A 17,743-nucleotide genomic window follows, 5' to 3' on the forward strand; every position below is an offset into this window, starting at 1 on the left:
GCGCGAAGACGCGCCGCGCCACCTCCCCATCGCTCCGCGATGGGGAGGAGACATAGGATTATCCCATGCGTCTCGCCCTTCTCACCTCCGCCGCCGTCCTCGCTCTCGCAGCTACCTCAGCGCGCGCCGAAGAAGGCATGTGGACCTACGACAACTTCCCCATCGCCCGAGCCAACCAGACGTTGGGCACCAACATCGACCAGGCCTTTCTGGACCGGGTGCGGCTGTCGTCGGTGAAGTTCGGCGGCTGCTCTGCGGGCGTGGTGTCGGGCCAGGGTCTGGTGATGACCAACAACCACTGCGTCGCCACCTGCGTCGCCAACCTGTCCACGCCGCAGCAGCAGTACGGCGAGACCGGCTTCACGCCGAAGACGCGTGAGGAAGAGCGCAAATGCCCCGGCGCCACGGCCGAGATCCTGACCGACATCTCCGACGTGACCGAGCGGATGCACAAGGCAGGCGAGGGTCTGGACGGCCAGGCCTTCACCCAGGCGCGCGAGGCCGAGGCCGGCCGGATCGAAACCGAAGCCTGCGGCAGTGATCCCAAGATCCGCTGCCAGGTCGTCAGCCTGTACCGGGGCGGTCAGTTCAAGCTCTACAAGTTCCGCAAATACTCAGACGTCCGCCTGGCCTGGGCGCCCGAGGATCGGGCCGCGACCTTCGGCGGCGACCTGGACAACTTCTCCTTCCCGCGCTTCGCCATCGATGCGGCCTTCATCCGCCTGTACGAGGATGACAAGCCGGTCGAGACCCCGATCCACTTCGTCTGGAACGCCGACAAGCCGACCGAGGGCGCAGCCGTCTTCGTCTCTGGCAATCCCGGCGCGACGCAGCGCCTGCTGACGATGGACCAACTGGCCACCATCCGCGACGTGGTCCTGCCGCTGGACCAACTGATCGCGTCCGAGCTACGCGGTCGCCTGATCCGATATGCCGAGGAAGGCGAGGATCAGGCCTTCATTGCTATGGATCCGATCGTCGGGCTGGAGAACACCTACAAGCGCGGGCGCGGCCGGATGGCGGCCCTGATCGACGCTGACTTCATGACGACCAAGACCGCTGCCGAAGGCGACTTCATGCAGCGCTACGCCGCCACGAATGGAACCGGCCCCGATCCGTGGGGCGCACTGGAGACCGTCCAGCCCCTGGCCCGCGAACTCTACGCCCCCACCGCCCTGCTTGAGGGCGGTACGGCCATGGGCACGACCTCGGTCGCGGGCGGATCGCAACTGTTCCAATGGGCGCGGGCCATCGTGCGCGGCGCGCAGGAGCGGGCCAAGCCATCGGACCAGCGTCTGGCCGAATACGCTGACAGCCGCCTGCCTGGCGTCGAATCCGGCCTGTTCGCCGAACGCCCTGTCTATCCCGAACTCGAGCAGATCCGGCTGGAATGGTGGCTGTCCAAGACGCGGGAATGGCTGACGGCCGACAGCCCCCATGTCCGCACCCTGTTGGCCAAGGAAAGCCCCGAGGGTCTGTCGGCCCGCGTCGTCGCCGGCACCAAGCTGGCCGACCCGGCCGTGCGCCGCGCCCTATGGACCGGCGGCCTGGCGGCGGTTCAGGCGTCGGACGATCCGCTGATCCAGTATGTGCTGTCGATCGACGCCGACGCTCGCGCGGTTCGCGCCGAGTGGGAGAACAAGGTCAAGGCCCCGACCGACCGCGCCTCGGAACAGTTGGCGACCGCGCGGTTCGCCGCCTATGGCGACGCCATCTATCCCGACGCCACCGGCACCCTGCGCCTGACCTATGGCAAGGTCGAAGGTTCGGACGTTCCGGGCCAGAGGTTCGCCGCCTTCACCACCTTCGCCGGCCTGTGGGACCGGGCCACCGGCGCCGAGCCCTTCGCCGTAGCGCCCAAACTGCTGGCGGCCAAGGACCGGATCGACCCGACCGCCGTGATGGACATGGCGGTCTCGACCGACACCATCGGCGGCTCGTCAGGCTCGCCCGCCATCAACGCCAAGGGCGAGATCATCGGGGCCAACTTCGATTCCACCGTCCTGACCCAGCGTAACGCCTATGGCTACGACCGCGCCGTGAACCGCAGCGTGATCGTCACCACCCAGGCCGTGACCGTGGCCCTGCGCGACGTCTATGGAATGGACCATCTGGTCGAGGAGCTGGGTGTCACCCGGTGAGCGAAATCGTCTTCCGCGCCGCGACGCCCGACGATGTCACCGCACTGCACCCGCTGATCGAACGCGCCTATCGCGGTGAGACGGCCAAGGCCGGCTGGACGCATGAGGCCGACCTGCTGTTCGACGACCGGACCAGTGCGGACGAGCTGACGGCCCTGGTCGCCGACCCTGACCGCGTGCTCTTGCTGGCGCATCGCGATGGCGTCCTGAACGGCTGCGTCCAAGTCGCTTGCGCCGGCGAGGACCTAGCCTATCTGGGCATGCTGACGGTCGAGCCGACCCTGCAGGCGTCCGGCCTGGGCCGCCGTCTGCTGACCGCCGCAGAGACAGAAGCCGTAGACCGGTTCGGCGCGCGTCGCATGGAGATGACGGTCATCCGCCGCCGGGCCGAACTGATCGCCTGGTATGAGCGACGCGGCTATGCCCCCACCGGCGAGACCCGCCCCTTCCCCGTCGATCCGCCCCGGCCGGAACTGGCGTTCGTTGTGCTGGAGAAGAGGCTCTAATCCCGTCCTTCTCCCTGTGGGAGAAGGTGGCCCGAAGGGCCGGATGAGGGTCGGGCGGTGGGCCAGGTCGCGCGTCACGCCCCTCACCCTTTCGCGTAGACCGATCGCTGACGCTCTCGGACGCTCAAGCCCTCTCCCAATGGGCGAGGGAGAAAGCATTTCGCGCCCCTTGAAAAACGGACACCATTGTCCATTTAAGCGCGTCACCATGTCGCGCCCCGCCCCCAAACCTGTCCGCAAGGACGCCGTTCACAACCGCGCCGCCGTGCTCGAAGCCGCGCGCGCAGTCTTCGCCGACCAGGGGCTGGACGCGCCGCTGGACCTGATCGCCGAGAAGGCCGGGGTCGGGCGCGGCACCCTGTATCGCCACTTCGCCGACCGCACCGAACTGGCTCTGGCGGTGCTGGAGGCCGATGTCGCGGACCTGGGCCGGCGCACCGCCGAACAGGGCGACGATCCATCGGTCTTCTTCTGGTTTCTGGACCGGCTGGCCGAGGACATGGTGCGCAATGCGGGGCTTGCGGGGGTCGTGCGGAACGTGCGGTCGCCGGATGCGCTTACCTCCTTGCGGCAGAGCTTGATGGAGGCGGGGGCCGCACCGCTGGAGCGGGCCCAGGCCGCCGGTCTGGTGAGGGAGGATCTGCGGCCGATGGACATCCGACTGATCGCCACCCTGTTGGGCGCCGGCTTTCAGGGCGCCGACGCGGCCGAGCGTCAGGCCGTGTCGTTGCGCACCCGCGCGATTATTCTCGACGGATTGAAGCCTCGCAGGGCCCCCCGCTGATGGCCCGCAACAACTGGCACCTGCCCTGGGAACAGTATGTCGAGACGCTGAAGCCGCACGAGCGGCCGATGATGCCCGGCTCGCCCGCCACGCCCGACCATTCCTGGCCGATGCGGATCCAGTACGCCCTGACCGGCCTGCTGGTCGCCATGGTCGGGTCGCTGGGCAACGCCGCCGTCACCGCCAACATCCAGAACCTGCAGGGCTCGCTGGGGATAACGGTGACCGAGGCCGCCTGGCTGCCGGTCGTCTTCGTCATGACCAACGCCTGCATGAACCTGATCCTGGTCAAGTTCAGGATGCAGTACGGCCTGCGCCTGTTCACCCAGATCTTCCTGGGCGCCTTCGTGCTGGTCTGCGCGGCCCACCTGTTCGTCGACAACTATCAGTCGACCCTGCTGGTGCGGGCCATCGCCGGCATGGCGGGCGCGGGTCTGAGCAGCCTGGGCTTTCTCTATATCATCCAGGCCTTCCCGGCGGCGCACCGGCTGAAGGGGCTGATCATCGGCATCGGCCTGGCCAGCTTCGCCGTGCCCATCGCCCGCCTGATCATGCCCAGCCTGCTTCAGCTCGGCGACTGGCGCGCCTTCTATCTGTACGAACTGGGCATGTGTCTGGTCGCCTGGGGCGCCGTGCAAGTCGTCAAGCTGCCGCCGTCAGAGCGGCTGCGGGTGTTCGACCGGCTGGACTTCCTGACCTTCGCCCTGTTCGCGCCGGGGGTGGCCCTGCTGTGCGCCTCCCTGGGCTTGGGGCGGATCGTCTGGTGGACGCAAGCGGCCTGGATCGGCTGGTCCCTGATCGGCTCCATCGTCCTGCTGACCGCCGCCTTCCTGGTCGAGCACAACCGCACAAATCCGTTGATCAACACCCGCTGGCTGACGGGGCCGGACCTGCTGCGCCTGTTCGGGGCCATCCTGCTGATCCGCATGGTGCTGACCGAACAGACCTCGGGCGCGGTTGGGTTCCTGACGGTCGTCGGCCTGGGGCCGGACCAGCTGCATGGGCTGTTCGTCGTCATCCTGCTGTCGATGATCGCCGGCACCCTGGTCAGCGCCTTCACCCTGAACATGGAAAAGCTGAACAAGCCGATCGCCATCGCCTTGGCCCTGATCGCCCTCGGCGCCTGGATCGACAGCCATTCGACCGTCCTGACCCGCCCGGCCCAGCTCTATTTCAGCCAGGCCCTGATCGCCTTCGCCTCGGCCATGTTCATCGGCCCGGCCCTGATGATCGGCATCGCCAAGGTGCTGACCCAGGGCAAGCAGAACCTGATCAGCTTCATCGTCATGTTCAGCGTGCTGCAGAACGTGGGCGGTTTAGCCGGCGGCGCCCTGACCGGCACGCTGCAGATCGTCCGCGAGAAATACCATTCCAATCAGTTGGCGGCCGGCATATCGGCCCTCGACCCGCAGGTGGCGCTGCGCCTGCGCCAGCTCTCAGGCGCCTATTCGTCCACCATCACCGACCCGGCTATGCTGAACGCCGAGGGCGCGGCCCTGCTGGGCCGACAGGTGACGCAACAGGCCAATGTCCTGGCCTATAACGATGTCTTCCTGGTCATCGCCGTGATCGCGACCCTGGGCTGCGCCTGGGTGACCGTCACCCATCTTCGCCCGCGCTGGAAGGCGCGCCGCGACGCCAAGACCGCCACCAGCGACGCCGTATCCCAGGCCGCCGCCGTCGCCGCCGCAGATTGAACCGAGACCCCGCCATGACTGACGCCGCCCCGCCCGCTCCCGCACCTCAACCCGCCCCGGCCGCGCCAGCCCCTGCGCCCGCGCCCAAGAAGAATGTGCTGTGGACCGTCATCGCCGCCGGGGTCGCCCTGCTGGGGGTGCTTCTGGTGCTCTACGCCTGGCAGCTTCCGCCGTTCAGGGGCGCGGTCCAGCGCACCGACAACGCCTATGTTCGCGGCCAGGTGACCATCATCAGCCCGCAGGTGAACGGCTATGTGGTCCAGGTGCCGGTCCAGGATTTCCAGATGGTGCAGCAGGGCACGGTGCTGGCCCAGGTCGATGACCGCATCTATCGCCAGCGGCTGGAGCAGGCTGAGGCCAGCCTGCACTCCGCCCAAGCGGCTTTGTCCAACTCGACCCAGACCCAGGCCTCGGCTCGGGGTTCGGTGGCCCAGCAGCGCGCCACCATCGCCGCCGCCCAGGCGACCCTGACCCGCGCCCAGGCCGACGCCAACCGCGCGCGCACCCTGAAGGCCGGCGGCTGGGTGGCCCAGGCGAATGTCGACATCGCCGAGGCCGCCCTGCGCAGCGCCCAGGCCCAGGTCGCTCAGGCCCGCGCCGCCGAGGGCATCGCCCAGACCGGCGTCACCTCGGCCGTGGTCGGCCGCGACAGCCTGGCCGCCGCCGTCGAGAACGCCCAGGCCGCCGTGCGCCTGGCTCAGATCGATCTGGCCAACACCCGCATCACCGCCCCGCGTCCGGGCCGCCTGGGTGAGATCGGCGTGCGCCAGGGCCAGTATGTCACCGCCGGAACTCAGCTGATGGGTCTGGTCCCCGACGTCGTCTGGGTCACGGCCAATATGAAGGAGACGCAGATGAAGAACATCCGCGTCGGCCAGCCGGTCGAGATCACGGTGGACGCCCTGGGTGGCCAGACCCTGCGTGGGCACGTCGAACGCATCGCCCCCGCCGCCGGCTCGGAGTTCAGCGTCATCCGCCCCGACAACGCCACCGGCAACTTCACCAAGGTCGCCCAGCGCATCCCCGTCCGCATCCGCATCGATCCGGGTCAGGAAGCCGCCGGACGCCTGGCGCCGGGAATGTCGGTGGTGGCGAAGGTCAACACGGCGGGCTAGGCGTCAACCGTCGGAACGCCTCGCCGATCCTCGCACTATCTCCCTTAGCAAGGAGACAGACTTATGGATTGCGAACAGACCGAAGGCCGAGAAAAGAACGGGGCCGACCCTGCGGGCAAGCCGGACGCCCTGACGTCCAGCAAGGACACGAAGAAGGTCGGGCACGCCGAGCGCCAAAGCGCGGGCCCCGATGGCCCGGACGCGACAGAAGTGGGCGACACCTTCAAACGGCAGCCGTGATGGCGGCTTAGGCCTAAATCGACGCCGGCCGGCGCGATCTCTTCGCGTCGGTTACCCGACCTTAACCACAAGGATTCACCATTGCGGTCTCATTGTTGCGGGGCCGCGTTCCATGTCCGATCTGAAGACCCCTGTCCTGACCAAGGACGTCATTCACCGCGGCGACTGCATTGAGGTGCTGAAAAGCCTGCCCGACGCCTCGGTGGACATGGTCTTCGCCGACCCCCCCTATAATCTGCAGCTAGGCGGCGACCTTCTGCGTCCCGACAACTCCAAGGTCGACGCGGTCGACGACGACTGGGATAAGTTCGCCAGTTTCGCCGACTACGACGCCTTTACTCGCGCCTGGCTGGCGGAATGCCGCCGCGTGCTGAAGCCCGAGGGTTCGATCTGGGTGATCGGCAGCTATCACAACGTCTTCCGCCTGGGATCGGCGATCCAGGACCTGGGCTTCTGGGTGCTGAACGACATCATCTGGCGCAAGTCCAACCCGATGCCGAACTTCAAGGGCACGCGGTTCACCAACGCCCACGAAACCCTGATCTGGGCGGCGAAGTCGCGCGAGCAGAAGCGCTACACCTTCAACTACGACGCCCTGAAGGCCTTCAACGAAGACACCCAGATGCGGTCCGACTGGACCTTCGCTCTGTGCACGGGCGAGGAGCGGATCAAGGACGCCGATGGCAAGAAGGCCCACCCGACCCAGAAGCCGGAGGCCCTGCTTCACCGTGTCCTGCTGTCGGCGACCCGCCCCGGCGACGTGATCCTGGACCCGTTCTTCGGCACCGGCACCACCGGCGCCGCCGCCAAACGCCTGGGCCGTCATTACATCGGCATCGAGCGTGACGAGACCTATGCCGACGTCGCCGCGACCCGCATCGCCTCGGTCATCCCCGCCCGCCCCGAAGACCTGATGGTGACCGGCTCCAAACGCGCCGAACCCAAGGTGCCCTTCGGCGCCCTGGTCGAGGCCGGTCTGCTGCATCCCGGGGACCGCCTGTATTGCCCCAAGGGCGAGCGCGAGGCTCGTGTGCGCGCCGATGGGTCGCTGGTGTCCGGCTCCTTGAGCGGCTCGATCCACAAGTTGGGCGCCCTCTTGGAAAACGCGCCCGCCTGCAACGGTTGGACCTATTGGCGCTTCAAGACCGACCAAGGCCTTAAATCCATCGACGCCCTGCGCTCCGAGGTTCGCGCCGCGATGTAGGCCGGTGCGACGCCGCGTCGCATCAGCCACATCAAGCACTTAGCAGGTTATTTTTTCCGGATTGGTACGATTTCGCACACTGACGCAGGGTTAGCTTCGCTGTAACCCACCGAAACCTATGCGAAAATCGCAGTGGGCGACGGAACTTCGCAGTTGCGAGATCATTGTTGTTCGTGGTCCCGCGCGTGCGGGTTCGGAGCACAACATCATGAAGATTGCGCAGGTCACCCCGCTTTACGAGGCTGTTCCTCCCAAGCTCTACGGCGGCACGGAACGTGTCGTCGCACACCTTACGGACGCCCTGGTCGACCTGGGCCACGACGTCACCTTGTTCGCCAGCGCCGACGCCCAGACCAGGGCGCGCCTGGTTCCCGTTCGCGACCAGGCCATCCGCCTGGACCCCGCCCCGCTGAAGTCGGACTTAGCCGCTCACATGTCCATGCTGGGCGAAGTGCTGGACCGCGCCGACGACTTCGACGTGATCCACTTCCACACAGACATGATCCATTTCCCGCTGTTCCAGAAATATGCGGACAAGACCCTGACCACCCTGCACGGCCGCCTGGACATGAAGGACCTGCCCGGCGTCTATGCACGCTGGAGCGAGTTCGGCCTGGTGTCGATTTCCGACGATCAGCGCAAGCCGCTGCATTTCGCCAATTGGAAGGCGACCGTCCATCACGGCATGCCGGGTGAACAGTATCTGTTCTCGCCCAAGTCCGAGGGCTACCTCGCCTTCCTGGGCCGCATCTCGCCCGAGAAACGCCCTGACCGCGCCATCGAGATCGCGACCAAGCTAGGCAAGCGCCTGAAGATGGCCGCCAAGGTGGACGCCGCCGACAAACGTTATTGGGAAGAGACGATCCGCCCAATGGTCGAGGGCAATCCCCTGATCGAGTTCATCGGCGAGATCGGCGACCATCAGAAATCGGCCTTCCTGGGCGGCGCCGACGCCTTGCTCTTTCCCATCGACTGGCCCGAGCCCTTCGGCCTGGTGATGATCGAGGCCATGGCCTGCGGCACGCCCGTCGTCGCCTTCCGGTGCGGCTCGACGCCCGAGATCATCGAGGACGGCGCAACCGGCTTCCTGGTCGACACCATGGAACAGGCCATCGCCGCCGCCGGCCGCGCCCACCTGCTGGACCGCGAGGCTGTTCGCGCCCGCTTCGACCTGCGGTTCTCGGCGACCGCCATGGCCCGGCGTTATCTGGACGTCTACGGCGACATGCTGGCGCGCCGTCCATTTGCCGAAACCGCGCTCGACGATGTCGTGAGGCCTCTGCGTCCCTTGAAGGAAGATCGCAGCTTCGCCGCCATCGCTTAAGGCGAAGCTTTCTTATTCCTGCAAGAAAAACAGGTGGCGGAGATGAACTCTCCGCCGCCTGTTTCATTTCATCTTCCAAGCGGCCCCTGAGCGCCGCATTCGGGTGGCACGTTCGGCCGAGGCCTCAAAACAACGGGGAAAGACCGCATGGACGACGCCTACACGACCCAGTTGACCGCCGGCGATACGGTTGAGGCCTCCGGCCTCGAACAACTGATGGCGCTGAAAGACGGAAACACCTTCCTGGTCGCGGACGGCTGGGGCGACATGAAGGGCGGCGCCGACGGCCTGTTCGCCGACGACACCCGCGTCCTGTCGCGTTGGGCCATGACGGTCGGCCTGCTGAAGCCGTCACGCCTCTCGTCGGGCGTCAGCCAGGACAACGTCTTCTTCTCCTGCCACACCACCAACCGCCCCCTGCCGCCGATGGGCGGCCGATCAGCCCCGGCTGGCGTTCTGCATATTGAGCGGCGTCGTTTCCTGTGGGGTCGGCGGATGTTCGAGCGCGTCCGGATGGTCAACCATGGCGTGGAGGACATCCTTCTGCCGCTGGCCTTCGACTTCAGCGCCGACTTCGCCGACATCTTTCAGGTACGGGGCACGCCTCGGGCCAAGCGCGGCACGATCCACACCCCGACCACCGACGGTCGCCGCGTCACCTTCCGCTATACCGGACTGGACGATGTCGAACGCTCCAGCTGCATCGCCTTCTCCGAACCGCCTGCCCGCCTGACGCACCAGCGCGCCGAGTTCATGTTCAGCCTGCCCAAGGCGCGCTCGATGGACCTGTTCATCGAATGCGGAGTCGACGCCTGCGAGACGCCCGACGCCCGACGCTGGCGCGAGAACGCCATTCAGGCGCGGCTGGCCATGCGCGCCAAACGCCGTCGGGGCGCCTCGGTGCGCGGCCCACGCAGCCCCCGGTTCAACGACTGGCTGGATCAGTCGCGGGCCGACATGGCGCTGCTGACCACCGACCTGCCGACCGGCCCCTATCCCTATGCCGGCACGCCTTGGTTCTCGACCCCGTTCGGCCGTGACGGCATCATCGCCGCCTGGCAGATGCTGTGGCTGGACCCGTCGCTGGCCAAGGGCGTCCTGACCTATCTGGCCTCGCGCCAGGCGACCGAGACCTCGCTGTTCCAGGACAGTCAGCCCGGCAAGATCATGCACGAGACGCGCGGCGGCGAGATGAGCGCCCTGCACGAGGTGCCGTTTGGCCTCTATTACGGCGGGGTGGATACGACCTGCCTGTTCGTCGCCCTGGCCGGCGCCTACGCCAACCGCACCGGCGATCTGGACCTGATCCGCACGCTGTGGCCCAATCTGATCGCGGCCGCCAACTGGATGCGCGATTATGGCGACAGCAACAACGACGGCCTGATCGACTATCAGCGCGGCGCCGATACCGGCCTGTCCAACCAGGGCTGGAAGGACTCCGAGGATTCCATCTTCCACGCCGACGGCCGCTTCCCCAAGGGGCCCATCGCCTTGCTGGAAGTTCAGGGCTACGCCTTCGCCGCCTGGAAGGCGCTGGGCGATATGGGCGAGCGTCTGCACGACGATCGCGCGACCGATTGGCGGATGCGCGCCGAACAGGTCCGCGCCCTGGTCGAAAACAAGTTCTGGATGGAGGACGAAGGGTTCTACGCCGTGGCCCTGGACGGCGACGGCGAGCAATGCCGCGCCATCGCCTCCAACGCCGGCCATCTGCTGTTCACCGGCCTGCCGTCGCTGGAGCGCGCACGCCGCGTCACCAAACGCCTGCTGACGGCGGAGTTCCGCACCGGCTGGGGCATCCGCACGCTGGAACTGGGGCAGGCCCGCTTCAACCCGATGAGCTATCACAACGGGTCGGTCTGGCCCCACGACACCGCCATGGCCGCCGCCGGCATGGCCAACTATGGAGAGCGCGAGGCCGTCTCGGAAATCCTGGCCGAGATCTACGCCGCCGCCGCCCACTTCCACCTGCGCCTGCCCGAACTGTTCTGCGGCTTCCCTCGCGAGCCGGGCGAACCGCCCATCGCCTATCCGGTCGCCTGCCTGCCCCAGGCCTGGGCGGCGGGTTCGGTCTTCCTGATGCTGCAGGCGACGCTGGGTCTGTCCATCGACGCCTGGACCGAAACCGTGGATCTGGCCGACCCCGTACTGCCCGCCGGTCTGGATCGCCTGAAGATCAGCGGCCTCGAGGTCGGCGGCTCCGTCGTCGATCTGAACATCCAGCACGCCGGCGGCCGCGCCGTCGTCATCCCCAATCACAAACAGGGCAAGGTCGCGATCCGCACCCTGCGGTAAGCCTATGTGAACAGGTCTGGCGCGCTCGCCCGATCCAGCGCCTTGGCGAACACGGTGGGCAGGGCCGCCCGCGCCGCTTCGACCGGCATCCAGCGCCAGGACCCCTCCGCCTCGGCCCGCGCTGTCATCACCGTCAGGGTCAGGCTGAAGTGGGTGAAGACATGTTCGACCGCACCGGCGTCGCGCCAGTCGCCCGGGATCGGCGCTACCCCTGAAGGCTCGCCCGCCGTCCAGTCGCTGGTCGGCAGACCCAGCATTCCGCCCAGCAGCCCCTTGTCCGGCCGCGTCTCCACCGCGACCCGTCCCTGGTCGTCAACCAAGACATAGGCTGTGCCCCGCCGGTGCGGCCGATCCGCCTTGTTGGTCTTGAGCGGAAACCGGGCCGGTTGTCCGCTCGCCAGGCCCAGGCATTCGTCCGCCACGGGACAGGCCCCGCACGACGGCGACTTGGGCCGGCACACCGTCGCCCCCAGATCCATGAGCGCCTGCGCCCAGTCTCCAGGCCGCTCGTCGGTGATGAACAGCCCCGCCAGCCGCCTCAGCTCGGGTCGAGCGGCCGGGCCAGGCGTCTCGACCGCGAACAGCCGCGCCATGACCCGTTCGACATTGCCGTCCACCACATTGGCCGCCCGGTCGAAGGCGATGGAGGCGACGGCCGCGGCCGTATAGGCGCCCACCCCCGGCAGGGCGAGCAGCGCAGCTTCAGTGTCCGGGAACACCCCGCCATGCTCGCCCGCCACCGCTCGCGCACAGGCCAGCAGGTTGCGCGCGCGGGCGTAATATCCCAGCCCCGCCCAGGCCCCCATCACCTCCGCATCTTCGGCCGCCGCGAGGTCGCTGACCGTGGGCCACCGCGTGGTGAAGGTGTGGAAATAGGGCGTCGCATGCGGCACGGTCGTCTGCTGCAGCATGACCTCCGACAGCCAGACCCGGTAGGGCTCGGTCCGCGCCGCACCCACGGCCGCCCGCCACGGCAAGCTGCGCGCATGGGTGTCGTACCAGGCGAGCAGGGCGGACCGGATCACGGCGATGTCGGGAGAGACGTCAGGCATGGACCGGGCTATATAGACCCATGCGCCGCACGCTGCCCACAGACGCCGAGGTCCGCGAGATCCTGTCTCGCCGCCGCACCCGTCCGGTCCCCCGGCCGGCGCCGCGCGCGGGCAAGGCGCTGACGCCCCTGATCAAGAAGCTGGACGAGCAGTTCGGACGCGGCGCCGGGGCGCTGGAGCCCCGCTGGCGCGAGATCGTCGGCGACCGACTGGCCCGCGTCACCCGACCGCAGAAGCTGACCAAGGGCAAGGGCGGCCAGCCCGGCGTGCTGGAGCTGCGCGTCGCGGGCGCCGCCGCCCTGCTGATCCAGCATCAGTCGGAAGACATCCTGGCCCGCGTCAATCTGTTCCTGGGCGCCGGAACGGTCGATCGCCTGCGCATCGCCCAGGGGCCGGTCGCTCCCCTGAAAGAGGCCGCCTCGCGCCCCAGACGCAGCGCCAAGCCGCCACCCCTGCCCGCCCAGGCCGAGGCCGATCTCGCCGCCTCCATCGCCTCCGCCCCCGACGATTTGCGCGCCGCGCTCGCGCGTTTGGGCCGCGTCGCCCTGTCGCGTCCCAACAGTCAAGATTGACAAAACTTCGCCGCACCTGTTCTCGACTAGTCTGGGGTGGCGCCGTTCCGGGGGAATCGCGCCACCATTCGCCAACGATCCGATCAAGGAAGTCCCATGGCCGACATTGAAACCCGCTTCGCCCGCATGAGCCGTCGTGCGGCCATCACCGGCGCCGCCCTGGCGACCATGGCTCTGGCCGCGTGCGGCGGCGGATCCAAGGGCGCGGCCGAGGGCGACATGGGCCTGGGCGCGCCGGAAGGCGCCAAGGTCACCGTGGTCGAATACGCCTCGGTCACCTGCCCCCACTGCGCCCTGTGGCAGAAGAACACCTGGCCGGCGTTCAAGGCCAAATATGTGGACACCAACAAGGTCCGCTACATCTTCCGAGAGCTGCCGACCCCGCCGGTCGACGCCGCCACCGCCGGCTTCCTGATCGCCCGCTGCGCCGGCCCGGACAAGTATTTCGACGTCGTCCACCAACTCATGGCGACCCAGCAGGAGATGCTGACGTCCTCGCCGCGCGAGTGGCTGCTGCGCACCGCCCAGGCGGCCGGCATGTCCGAGCAGCAGTTCAACGACTGCGTCACCGACAAGGACGCCGTCGCCGCCATGGAGAAACGCGTCCAGGCCGCCCGCACCCAGGGCGTGACCGGCACTCCGGCCTTCTACGTCAACGACACCCAGGTCATCTCGCCCGGCGGCGAGGGCGCCAGCCTGGCCGACCTGTCCACCGCTGTCGACGCCGCGTTGGCGAAGTAAGCCGATGCGACGCGCCCTCCTCGCCGTTTCGTTCGCCATCGCCGCCATGACCACAGGTTTGGCCGCGCCGGCGTTCGCCGCCGATGCGCCCCCGCCCGTCACGGCCCAGGACCATGTCCTGGGTCGCGCGGATGCGCCGGTGACGGTGATCGAATACGCGTCCTTCACCTGCTCGCACTGCGCGGACTTCCACAACACCGTGCTGCCGGCGTTCAAGGCCAAATATATCGACACGGGCAAGGTCCGGCTGGTTCACCGCAACCTGCCGACCCAGCCGGCCAATGTCGCCGCAGCAGCCGCAGCGGTGGCCCTGTGCGCCGCGCCAGAGCGCTATTTCGACGTCGCGGCCGTCTTCATGCGCGATCAGGCCAATCTGCAGACCACGGGGCCTCAGCCCTGGTTCGCGGCCGGCATCGCCGCCAGCGGCAAGACGCGCGACCAGATCGAAACCTGCCTGGAAGGCCCGACCATCCGCACAGAACTGGATGCCCAGATCGAGGGCGCACGCGCGGCCGGCGTCACCGGCACGCCCAGCTTCTTCGTCAACGGGACCGCCGTCGCCGATCATTCGCTGGACGCCCTGTCGGCCGCCATCGACCCGTTGCTGCGCCGGTAGTCCGCCAGGACGATGCAGTTCCAGCGCCTCCGGCTCGTCGGCTTCAAGTCGTTCGTCGACCCGGCGGAGGTGCATATCGAATCCGGCCTGACCGGCGTCGTCGGCCCCAACGGCTGTGGCAAGTCGAACGTGCTGGAAGGCCTGCGCTGGGTCATGGGGGCCAACTCGGCCAAGGCCATGCGCGGCCAGGGTATGGACGACGTCATCTTCGCCGGTGCGGCGGGCCGTCCTCCCCGCAGCCATGCCGAAGTCAGCCTGACCATCGACAACGCGCAACGTCGCGCGCCCCAGCCGTTTACCGACAGCCCGATGCTGGAGGTGTCGCGCCGCATCGACCGGGGCCAGGGCTCGACCTATCGGATCAACGGCAAGGAGGTGCGCGCGCGCGACGTCCAGTTGTTGTTCGCCGACGCCTCGACCGGCGCCAACTCGCCCGCCCTGGTGCGTCAGGGCCAGATCAGCGAGCTGATCGCCGCCAAGCCGCAAAACCGCCGCCGCATCCTGGAAGAGGCGGGCGGCGTCGCCGGCCTGCATACCCGCCGGCATGAGGCCGAGCTGCGCCTCAAGGCGGCCGAGACCAATCTGGACCGGCTGGACGACATCGGCCGCGAGCTGGAGACGGCGCTGAACCGCCTCAAACGCGAGGCCCGCCAAGCCGAGAAATACAAGAAGATTTCCGCCGAGATCCGCGCCCTTCAGGCCGCGCTGCTGTTCGTCCGCTGGAACGACGCCAAGCTGGCCGCCGAGGCCTCAGCCGAGGAACTGCGCGACGCCGACCGCGCCGTCGCCGACACCACGACCGCCGCCGCGGCCGCCCAGACCGCCGCCCTCGTCGCTCAGGAAGCCCTGAAGCCCGCGCGGGAGGAGGACGCCGTCGCCTCGGCCCTGTTGCACCGCGCCAGCCTGGAGCGCGACCGGCTGGACATGGCCGAACAGGCCGCCCGCGCCGAGGTGGACCGGCTCAAGGCCGAAGCCGCCCGCATCGCCGCCGATGTCGAGCGTGAAGGGAACATGTCCGCCGACGCCCAGCGTGAACTGGACCGGCTGGACCACGAACTGACCCGGCTGAAGGCCGAGATCGCCGCCGCCCCCGAACGCGGCCCCGAACTGGACAAGGCCCTGACCGCCGCCGAGGACGCTCGCAAGGCCGCCGACGGCGAGGTCGAGCGCCTGGCCGGGACGCTCGCCGCCGTCGAGGCCCGCGCCAACGCCGAGACGGCGCGCAAGCGCGACGCCGAGACCCGGCTGGCCCGCGTTACCGGCCAGCACGATCAGGCCAGGCGCGAACGCGAGGCCCTGGGTCCGCTGGAAACACCCGAGCTGGAGACCGCTCGCCAGGCGCTGGAGACCGCCCAGGCCGAGCTGACCGCCGCGCGCGAGGCCGTTGAGGCGGCCGAGGCGAAACGCGGCGACCTGGCCCGCACCGAACAGGAGGCCCGCACCGCCGCCCGCGCCGCCGAGGACCGGCTGGGCCGGTTGCAGACCGAGGCGCGCGGCCTGGCCCAGCTGCTGGTCACCGGCAAACGCGACCATCCCCCGGCTCTGGACAAGGTGCGCGCCGACAAGGGTTACGAGGCCGCCCTCGCCGCCGCCCTGGGCGACGATCTGGACGCGGCGCTGGACGCCCGCGCCGCCGCCTATTGGGGCGGAGCCGAGGCGCCTGCACCGATCTGGCCCGCCGGGGTCACGCCCTTGTCCGACCATGTTCAGGCCCCGGACCAACTTACCGCGCGCCTCGCCCTGTGCGGCGTCGCGTCCCACGCGCAGGCGGCCCGCGTCGCCCAGGCCCTGCCTCCCGGCGCCCGCCTGGTCACGGTCGAGGGCGACCTCTATCGCTGGGACGGGTTCGTCAGCCGCGCCGAGGCGCCCCGTCCCGCCGCCGTCCGCCTGGCCCAGCGCACGCGGCTGGCCGAGCTGGAGGCCGACATCGACAAGGGCAGACCCGCCTTGGATCAGGCCCAAGCCGCCCAGAAGGCCGCCACCGACGCCTTCCGCGCCGCCGAGGAGGCGGTGAAGACCGCCCGCCTCAAGCCCTTCGCCGCCGACAAGGCCGTGACCGGCGCCCGCGACCGCGTCGAGACCCTGGCCCGCGACCAGGCCCGTCGCGAAGCCCGCGCCCAGGCTCTGGACGACACCGTGACCCGGCTGGCGGCTGAGGTGGCCGAGGCTCAAGCCGCGCTGGACGCCGCCCAGACCACGGACGCCCCGTCCGAGACCCTGTCGGGCCTGCGCGACGAACTGACCGCCGCCCGCGCCGCCGCTGATGTCGCCCGCCTCGCCGCCCAGACCGCCCGCTCGGACCGCGACGCCGAGGCCCGCGACCGCCAGGGCCGTGAACAGCGGCTGGGCAGCCTGACCCGCGCCCGCGAGGGCTGGATCGCTCGATCCAAAGACAGCAGCGCCCGCATCGCCGCCCTTGCCAAGGACGCCGACAGGACCGCCGCGCAGCTGTTACAGGCCGAGGTCGCGCCCCAGGGCTTCGCCGAACAGCGCGGCAAACTGCTGGACACGCTGACCGCCGCCGAACAGCGCAAACAGGCGTCATCGGACGCCATGGCTTCGGCCGAGACGGCGGCGACCGAAGCCGACCGCGCGTCGCGCGCCGCCGAGACCGCCGCGTCCCAGGCCCGCGAGGCCCGAGCCGGCATGTCCGCCCGGGCCGAGGCCGCCGCCGAGAAGCTGACCGAGGCCGAGACCACCCTGCGCGAGACGGCCCAGATGTCGCCCGACGAGCTGGGCCGCAAACTGACCGACGACGCCATCGCCCGCCCGCCCGACGCGGCGGGGGCCGAGAGCCTGCTGTACGGACTGGAGCGCGAACGCGAGGCCCTGGGCGCCGTCAATCTGCGGGCCGAAGACGAAGCGGTCGAATATGGCGACCGGCTGAACAGCATGAGGTCGGAGCGGATCGACCTGACCCAGGCGATCGCCAAGCTGCGCGACGGCATAGACGAGCTGAACGCCGAAGGCCGCGAGCGACTGGTGGCGGCGTTCGACGTCATCAACGCCAACTTCAAGAGCCTGTTCGAGGCCCTGTTCGGGGGCGGTCAGGCCGAGCTTAAACTGGTAGAGAGCGACGATCCGCTGGAGGCCGGGCTAGAGATCTACGCCTGCCCGCCCGGCAAGCGGCTGTCGGTCATGAGCCTGATGAGCGGGGGCGAGCAGGCCCTGACGGCGGCGGCCCTGATCTTCGGCGTCTTCCTGGCCAACCCCGCGCCGGTCTGCGTGCTGGACGAGGTGGACGCCCCGCTGGACGACGCCAATGTGGACCGCTTCTGCCGCATGCTGCACGAGATGCGCAGCCGCACCGACACCCGCTTCATCGTCATCACCCACAACCCCGTGACCATGAGCCGAATGGACCGCCTGTACGGCGTCACCATGCCCGAACGCGGCATGAGCCAACTGGTCAGTGTCGACCTGAACCAGGCGGAGACCCTGGTCGCATGAAGACGA

14 protein-coding genes are annotated in these 17,743 nt (G+C 68.9%); 13 read left to right on the top strand and 1 reads right to left on the bottom strand.

Annotated elements, in window-relative coordinates:
- Nucleotides 1–65 precede the first annotated feature (65 nt).
- The 9 genes from ACZZZD_RS06615 to ACZZZD_RS06655 all read left to right on the top strand — a co-directional run bounded on the left by ACZZZD_RS06615 (nt 66) and on the right by ACZZZD_RS06655 (nt 11,306).
- On the top strand, nt 66–2,141 hold the full coding sequence (locus tag ACZZZD_RS06615) for a S46 family peptidase (protein ID WP_463433759.1): 2,076 nt from the start codon (nt 66–68) through the stop codon (nt 2,139–2,141).
- Nucleotides 2,138–2,647 (top strand): GNAT family N-acetyltransferase, encoded by a 510-nt coding sequence (locus ACZZZD_RS06620; protein ID WP_463433761.1) that lies wholly within the window; start codon nt 2,138–2,140, stop codon nt 2,645–2,647. Before ACZZZD_RS06615 ends, ACZZZD_RS06620 begins: the two co-directional genes overlap by 4 nt.
- A 208-nt stretch (nt 2,648–2,855) precedes the next feature.
- On the top strand, nt 2,856–3,431 hold the full coding sequence (locus ACZZZD_RS06625; protein WP_463433763.1) for a TetR family transcriptional regulator: 576 nt from the start codon (nt 2,856–2,858) through the stop codon (nt 3,429–3,431).
- Nucleotides 3,431–5,128, top strand: a complete 1,698-nt coding sequence (locus ACZZZD_RS06630; RefSeq protein ID WP_463433765.1) for an MFS transporter — start codon at nt 3,431–3,433, stop codon at nt 5,126–5,128. The genes ACZZZD_RS06625 and ACZZZD_RS06630 overlap by 1 nt, the downstream gene beginning before the upstream one ends.
- 14 nt (nt 5,129–5,142) lie before the next feature.
- Nucleotides 5,143–6,243 (top strand): HlyD family secretion protein, encoded by a 1,101-nt coding sequence (locus ACZZZD_RS06635; RefSeq protein ID WP_463433767.1) that lies wholly within the window; start codon nt 5,143–5,145, stop codon nt 6,241–6,243.
- A gap of 63 nt (nt 6,244–6,306) precedes the next feature.
- On the top strand, nt 6,307–6,483 hold the full coding sequence (locus ACZZZD_RS06640; protein ID WP_463433769.1) for a hypothetical protein: 177 nt from the start codon (nt 6,307–6,309) through the stop codon (nt 6,481–6,483).
- A gap of 112 nt (nt 6,484–6,595) precedes the next feature.
- Nucleotides 6,596–7,687 (top strand): DNA methyltransferase, encoded by a 1,092-nt coding sequence (locus tag ACZZZD_RS06645; RefSeq protein ID WP_463433771.1) that lies wholly within the window; start codon nt 6,596–6,598, stop codon nt 7,685–7,687.
- A gap of 208 nt (nt 7,688–7,895) precedes the next feature.
- Nucleotides 7,896–9,011, top strand: coding sequence for a glycosyltransferase family 4 protein (locus ACZZZD_RS06650; RefSeq protein ID WP_463433773.1), 1,116 nt, complete (start codon nt 7,896–7,898; stop codon nt 9,009–9,011).
- Nucleotides 9,012–9,158: 147 nt separating this feature from the next.
- On the top strand, nt 9,159–11,306 hold the full coding sequence (locus ACZZZD_RS06655; RefSeq protein ID WP_463433775.1) for an amylo-alpha-1,6-glucosidase: 2,148 nt from the start codon (nt 9,159–9,161) through the stop codon (nt 11,304–11,306).
- A 2-nt stretch (nt 11,307–11,308) separates the two neighbouring features.
- On the opposite strand, the gene mutY is transcribed toward ACZZZD_RS06655, so the two are convergent.
- A complete protein-coding gene (gene mutY, locus ACZZZD_RS06660; RefSeq protein ID WP_463433777.1) occupies nt 11,309–12,358 on the bottom strand; it encodes an A/G-specific adenine glycosylase in 1,050 nt (349 codons plus the stop codon).
- Between the two features lie 20 nt (nt 12,359–12,378).
- On the opposite strand from mutY, the gene ACZZZD_RS06665 reads away from it, so the two are divergent.
- From ACZZZD_RS06665 to smc, 4 genes are all read left to right on the top strand, one after another.
- Entirely contained in the window at nt 12,379–12,930 is a 552-nt protein-coding gene (locus tag ACZZZD_RS06665) for a DUF721 domain-containing protein (protein ID WP_463433779.1), read from the top strand.
- A 96-nt stretch (nt 12,931–13,026) separates the two neighbouring features.
- Nucleotides 13,027–13,671, top strand: coding sequence for a DsbA family protein (locus ACZZZD_RS06670; protein ID WP_463433781.1), 645 nt, complete (start codon nt 13,027–13,029; stop codon nt 13,669–13,671).
- Between the two features lie 4 nt (nt 13,672–13,675).
- The gene (locus ACZZZD_RS06675; RefSeq protein ID WP_463433783.1) at nt 13,676–14,287 is read left to right on the top strand and encodes a thioredoxin domain-containing protein; all 612 of its coding nucleotides are present in this window, start codon (nt 13,676–13,678) and stop codon (nt 14,285–14,287) included.
- 12 nt (nt 14,288–14,299) lie between these two features.
- Complete coding sequence (gene smc, locus ACZZZD_RS06680; RefSeq protein ID WP_463433784.1) at nt 14,300–17,737, top strand: chromosome segregation protein SMC; 3,438 nt, start codon at nt 14,300–14,302, stop codon at nt 17,735–17,737.
- Nucleotides 17,738–17,743: the final 6 nt, after the last annotated feature.

The organism is Brevundimonas sp. AC546 (genome assembly GCF_979258305.1).

What these genes read in the sequence shown, in the direction of transcription:
- ACZZZD_RS06615 (WP_463433759.1), top strand. Translation starts at nt 66, where the DNA reads ATGCGTCTCGCCCTTCTCACCTCCGCCGCCGTCCTCGCTCTCGCAGCT.
- ACZZZD_RS06625 (WP_463433763.1), top strand. Translation starts at nt 2,856, where the DNA reads ATGTCGCGCCCCGCCCCCAAACCTGTCCGCAAGGACGCCGTTCACAAC.
- ACZZZD_RS06630 (WP_463433765.1), top strand. Translation starts at nt 3,431, where the DNA reads ATGGCCCGCAACAACTGGCACCTGCCCTGGGAACAGTATGTCGAGACG.
- ACZZZD_RS06635 (WP_463433767.1), top strand. Translation starts at nt 5,143, where the DNA reads ATGACTGACGCCGCCCCGCCCGCTCCCGCACCTCAACCCGCCCCGGCC.
- ACZZZD_RS06640 (WP_463433769.1), top strand. Translation starts at nt 6,307, where the DNA reads ATGGATTGCGAACAGACCGAAGGCCGAGAAAAGAACGGGGCCGACCCT.
- ACZZZD_RS06645 (WP_463433771.1), top strand. Translation starts at nt 6,596, where the DNA reads ATGTCCGATCTGAAGACCCCTGTCCTGACCAAGGACGTCATTCACCGC.
- ACZZZD_RS06650 (WP_463433773.1), top strand. Translation starts at nt 7,896, where the DNA reads ATGAAGATTGCGCAGGTCACCCCGCTTTACGAGGCTGTTCCTCCCAAG.
- ACZZZD_RS06655 (WP_463433775.1), top strand. Translation starts at nt 9,159, where the DNA reads ATGGACGACGCCTACACGACCCAGTTGACCGCCGGCGATACGGTTGAG.
- mutY (WP_463433777.1), bottom strand. Translation starts at nt 12,358, where the DNA reads ATGCCTGACGTCTCTCCCGACATCGCCGTGATCCGGTCCGCCCTGCTC.
- ACZZZD_RS06665 (WP_463433779.1), top strand. Translation starts at nt 12,379, where the DNA reads ATGCGCCGCACGCTGCCCACAGACGCCGAGGTCCGCGAGATCCTGTCT.
- ACZZZD_RS06670 (WP_463433781.1), top strand. Translation starts at nt 13,027, where the DNA reads ATGGCCGACATTGAAACCCGCTTCGCCCGCATGAGCCGTCGTGCGGCC.
- ACZZZD_RS06675 (WP_463433783.1), top strand. Translation starts at nt 13,676, where the DNA reads ATGCGACGCGCCCTCCTCGCCGTTTCGTTCGCCATCGCCGCCATGACC.
- smc (WP_463433784.1), top strand. Translation starts at nt 14,300, where the DNA reads ATGCAGTTCCAGCGCCTCCGGCTCGTCGGCTTCAAGTCGTTCGTCGAC.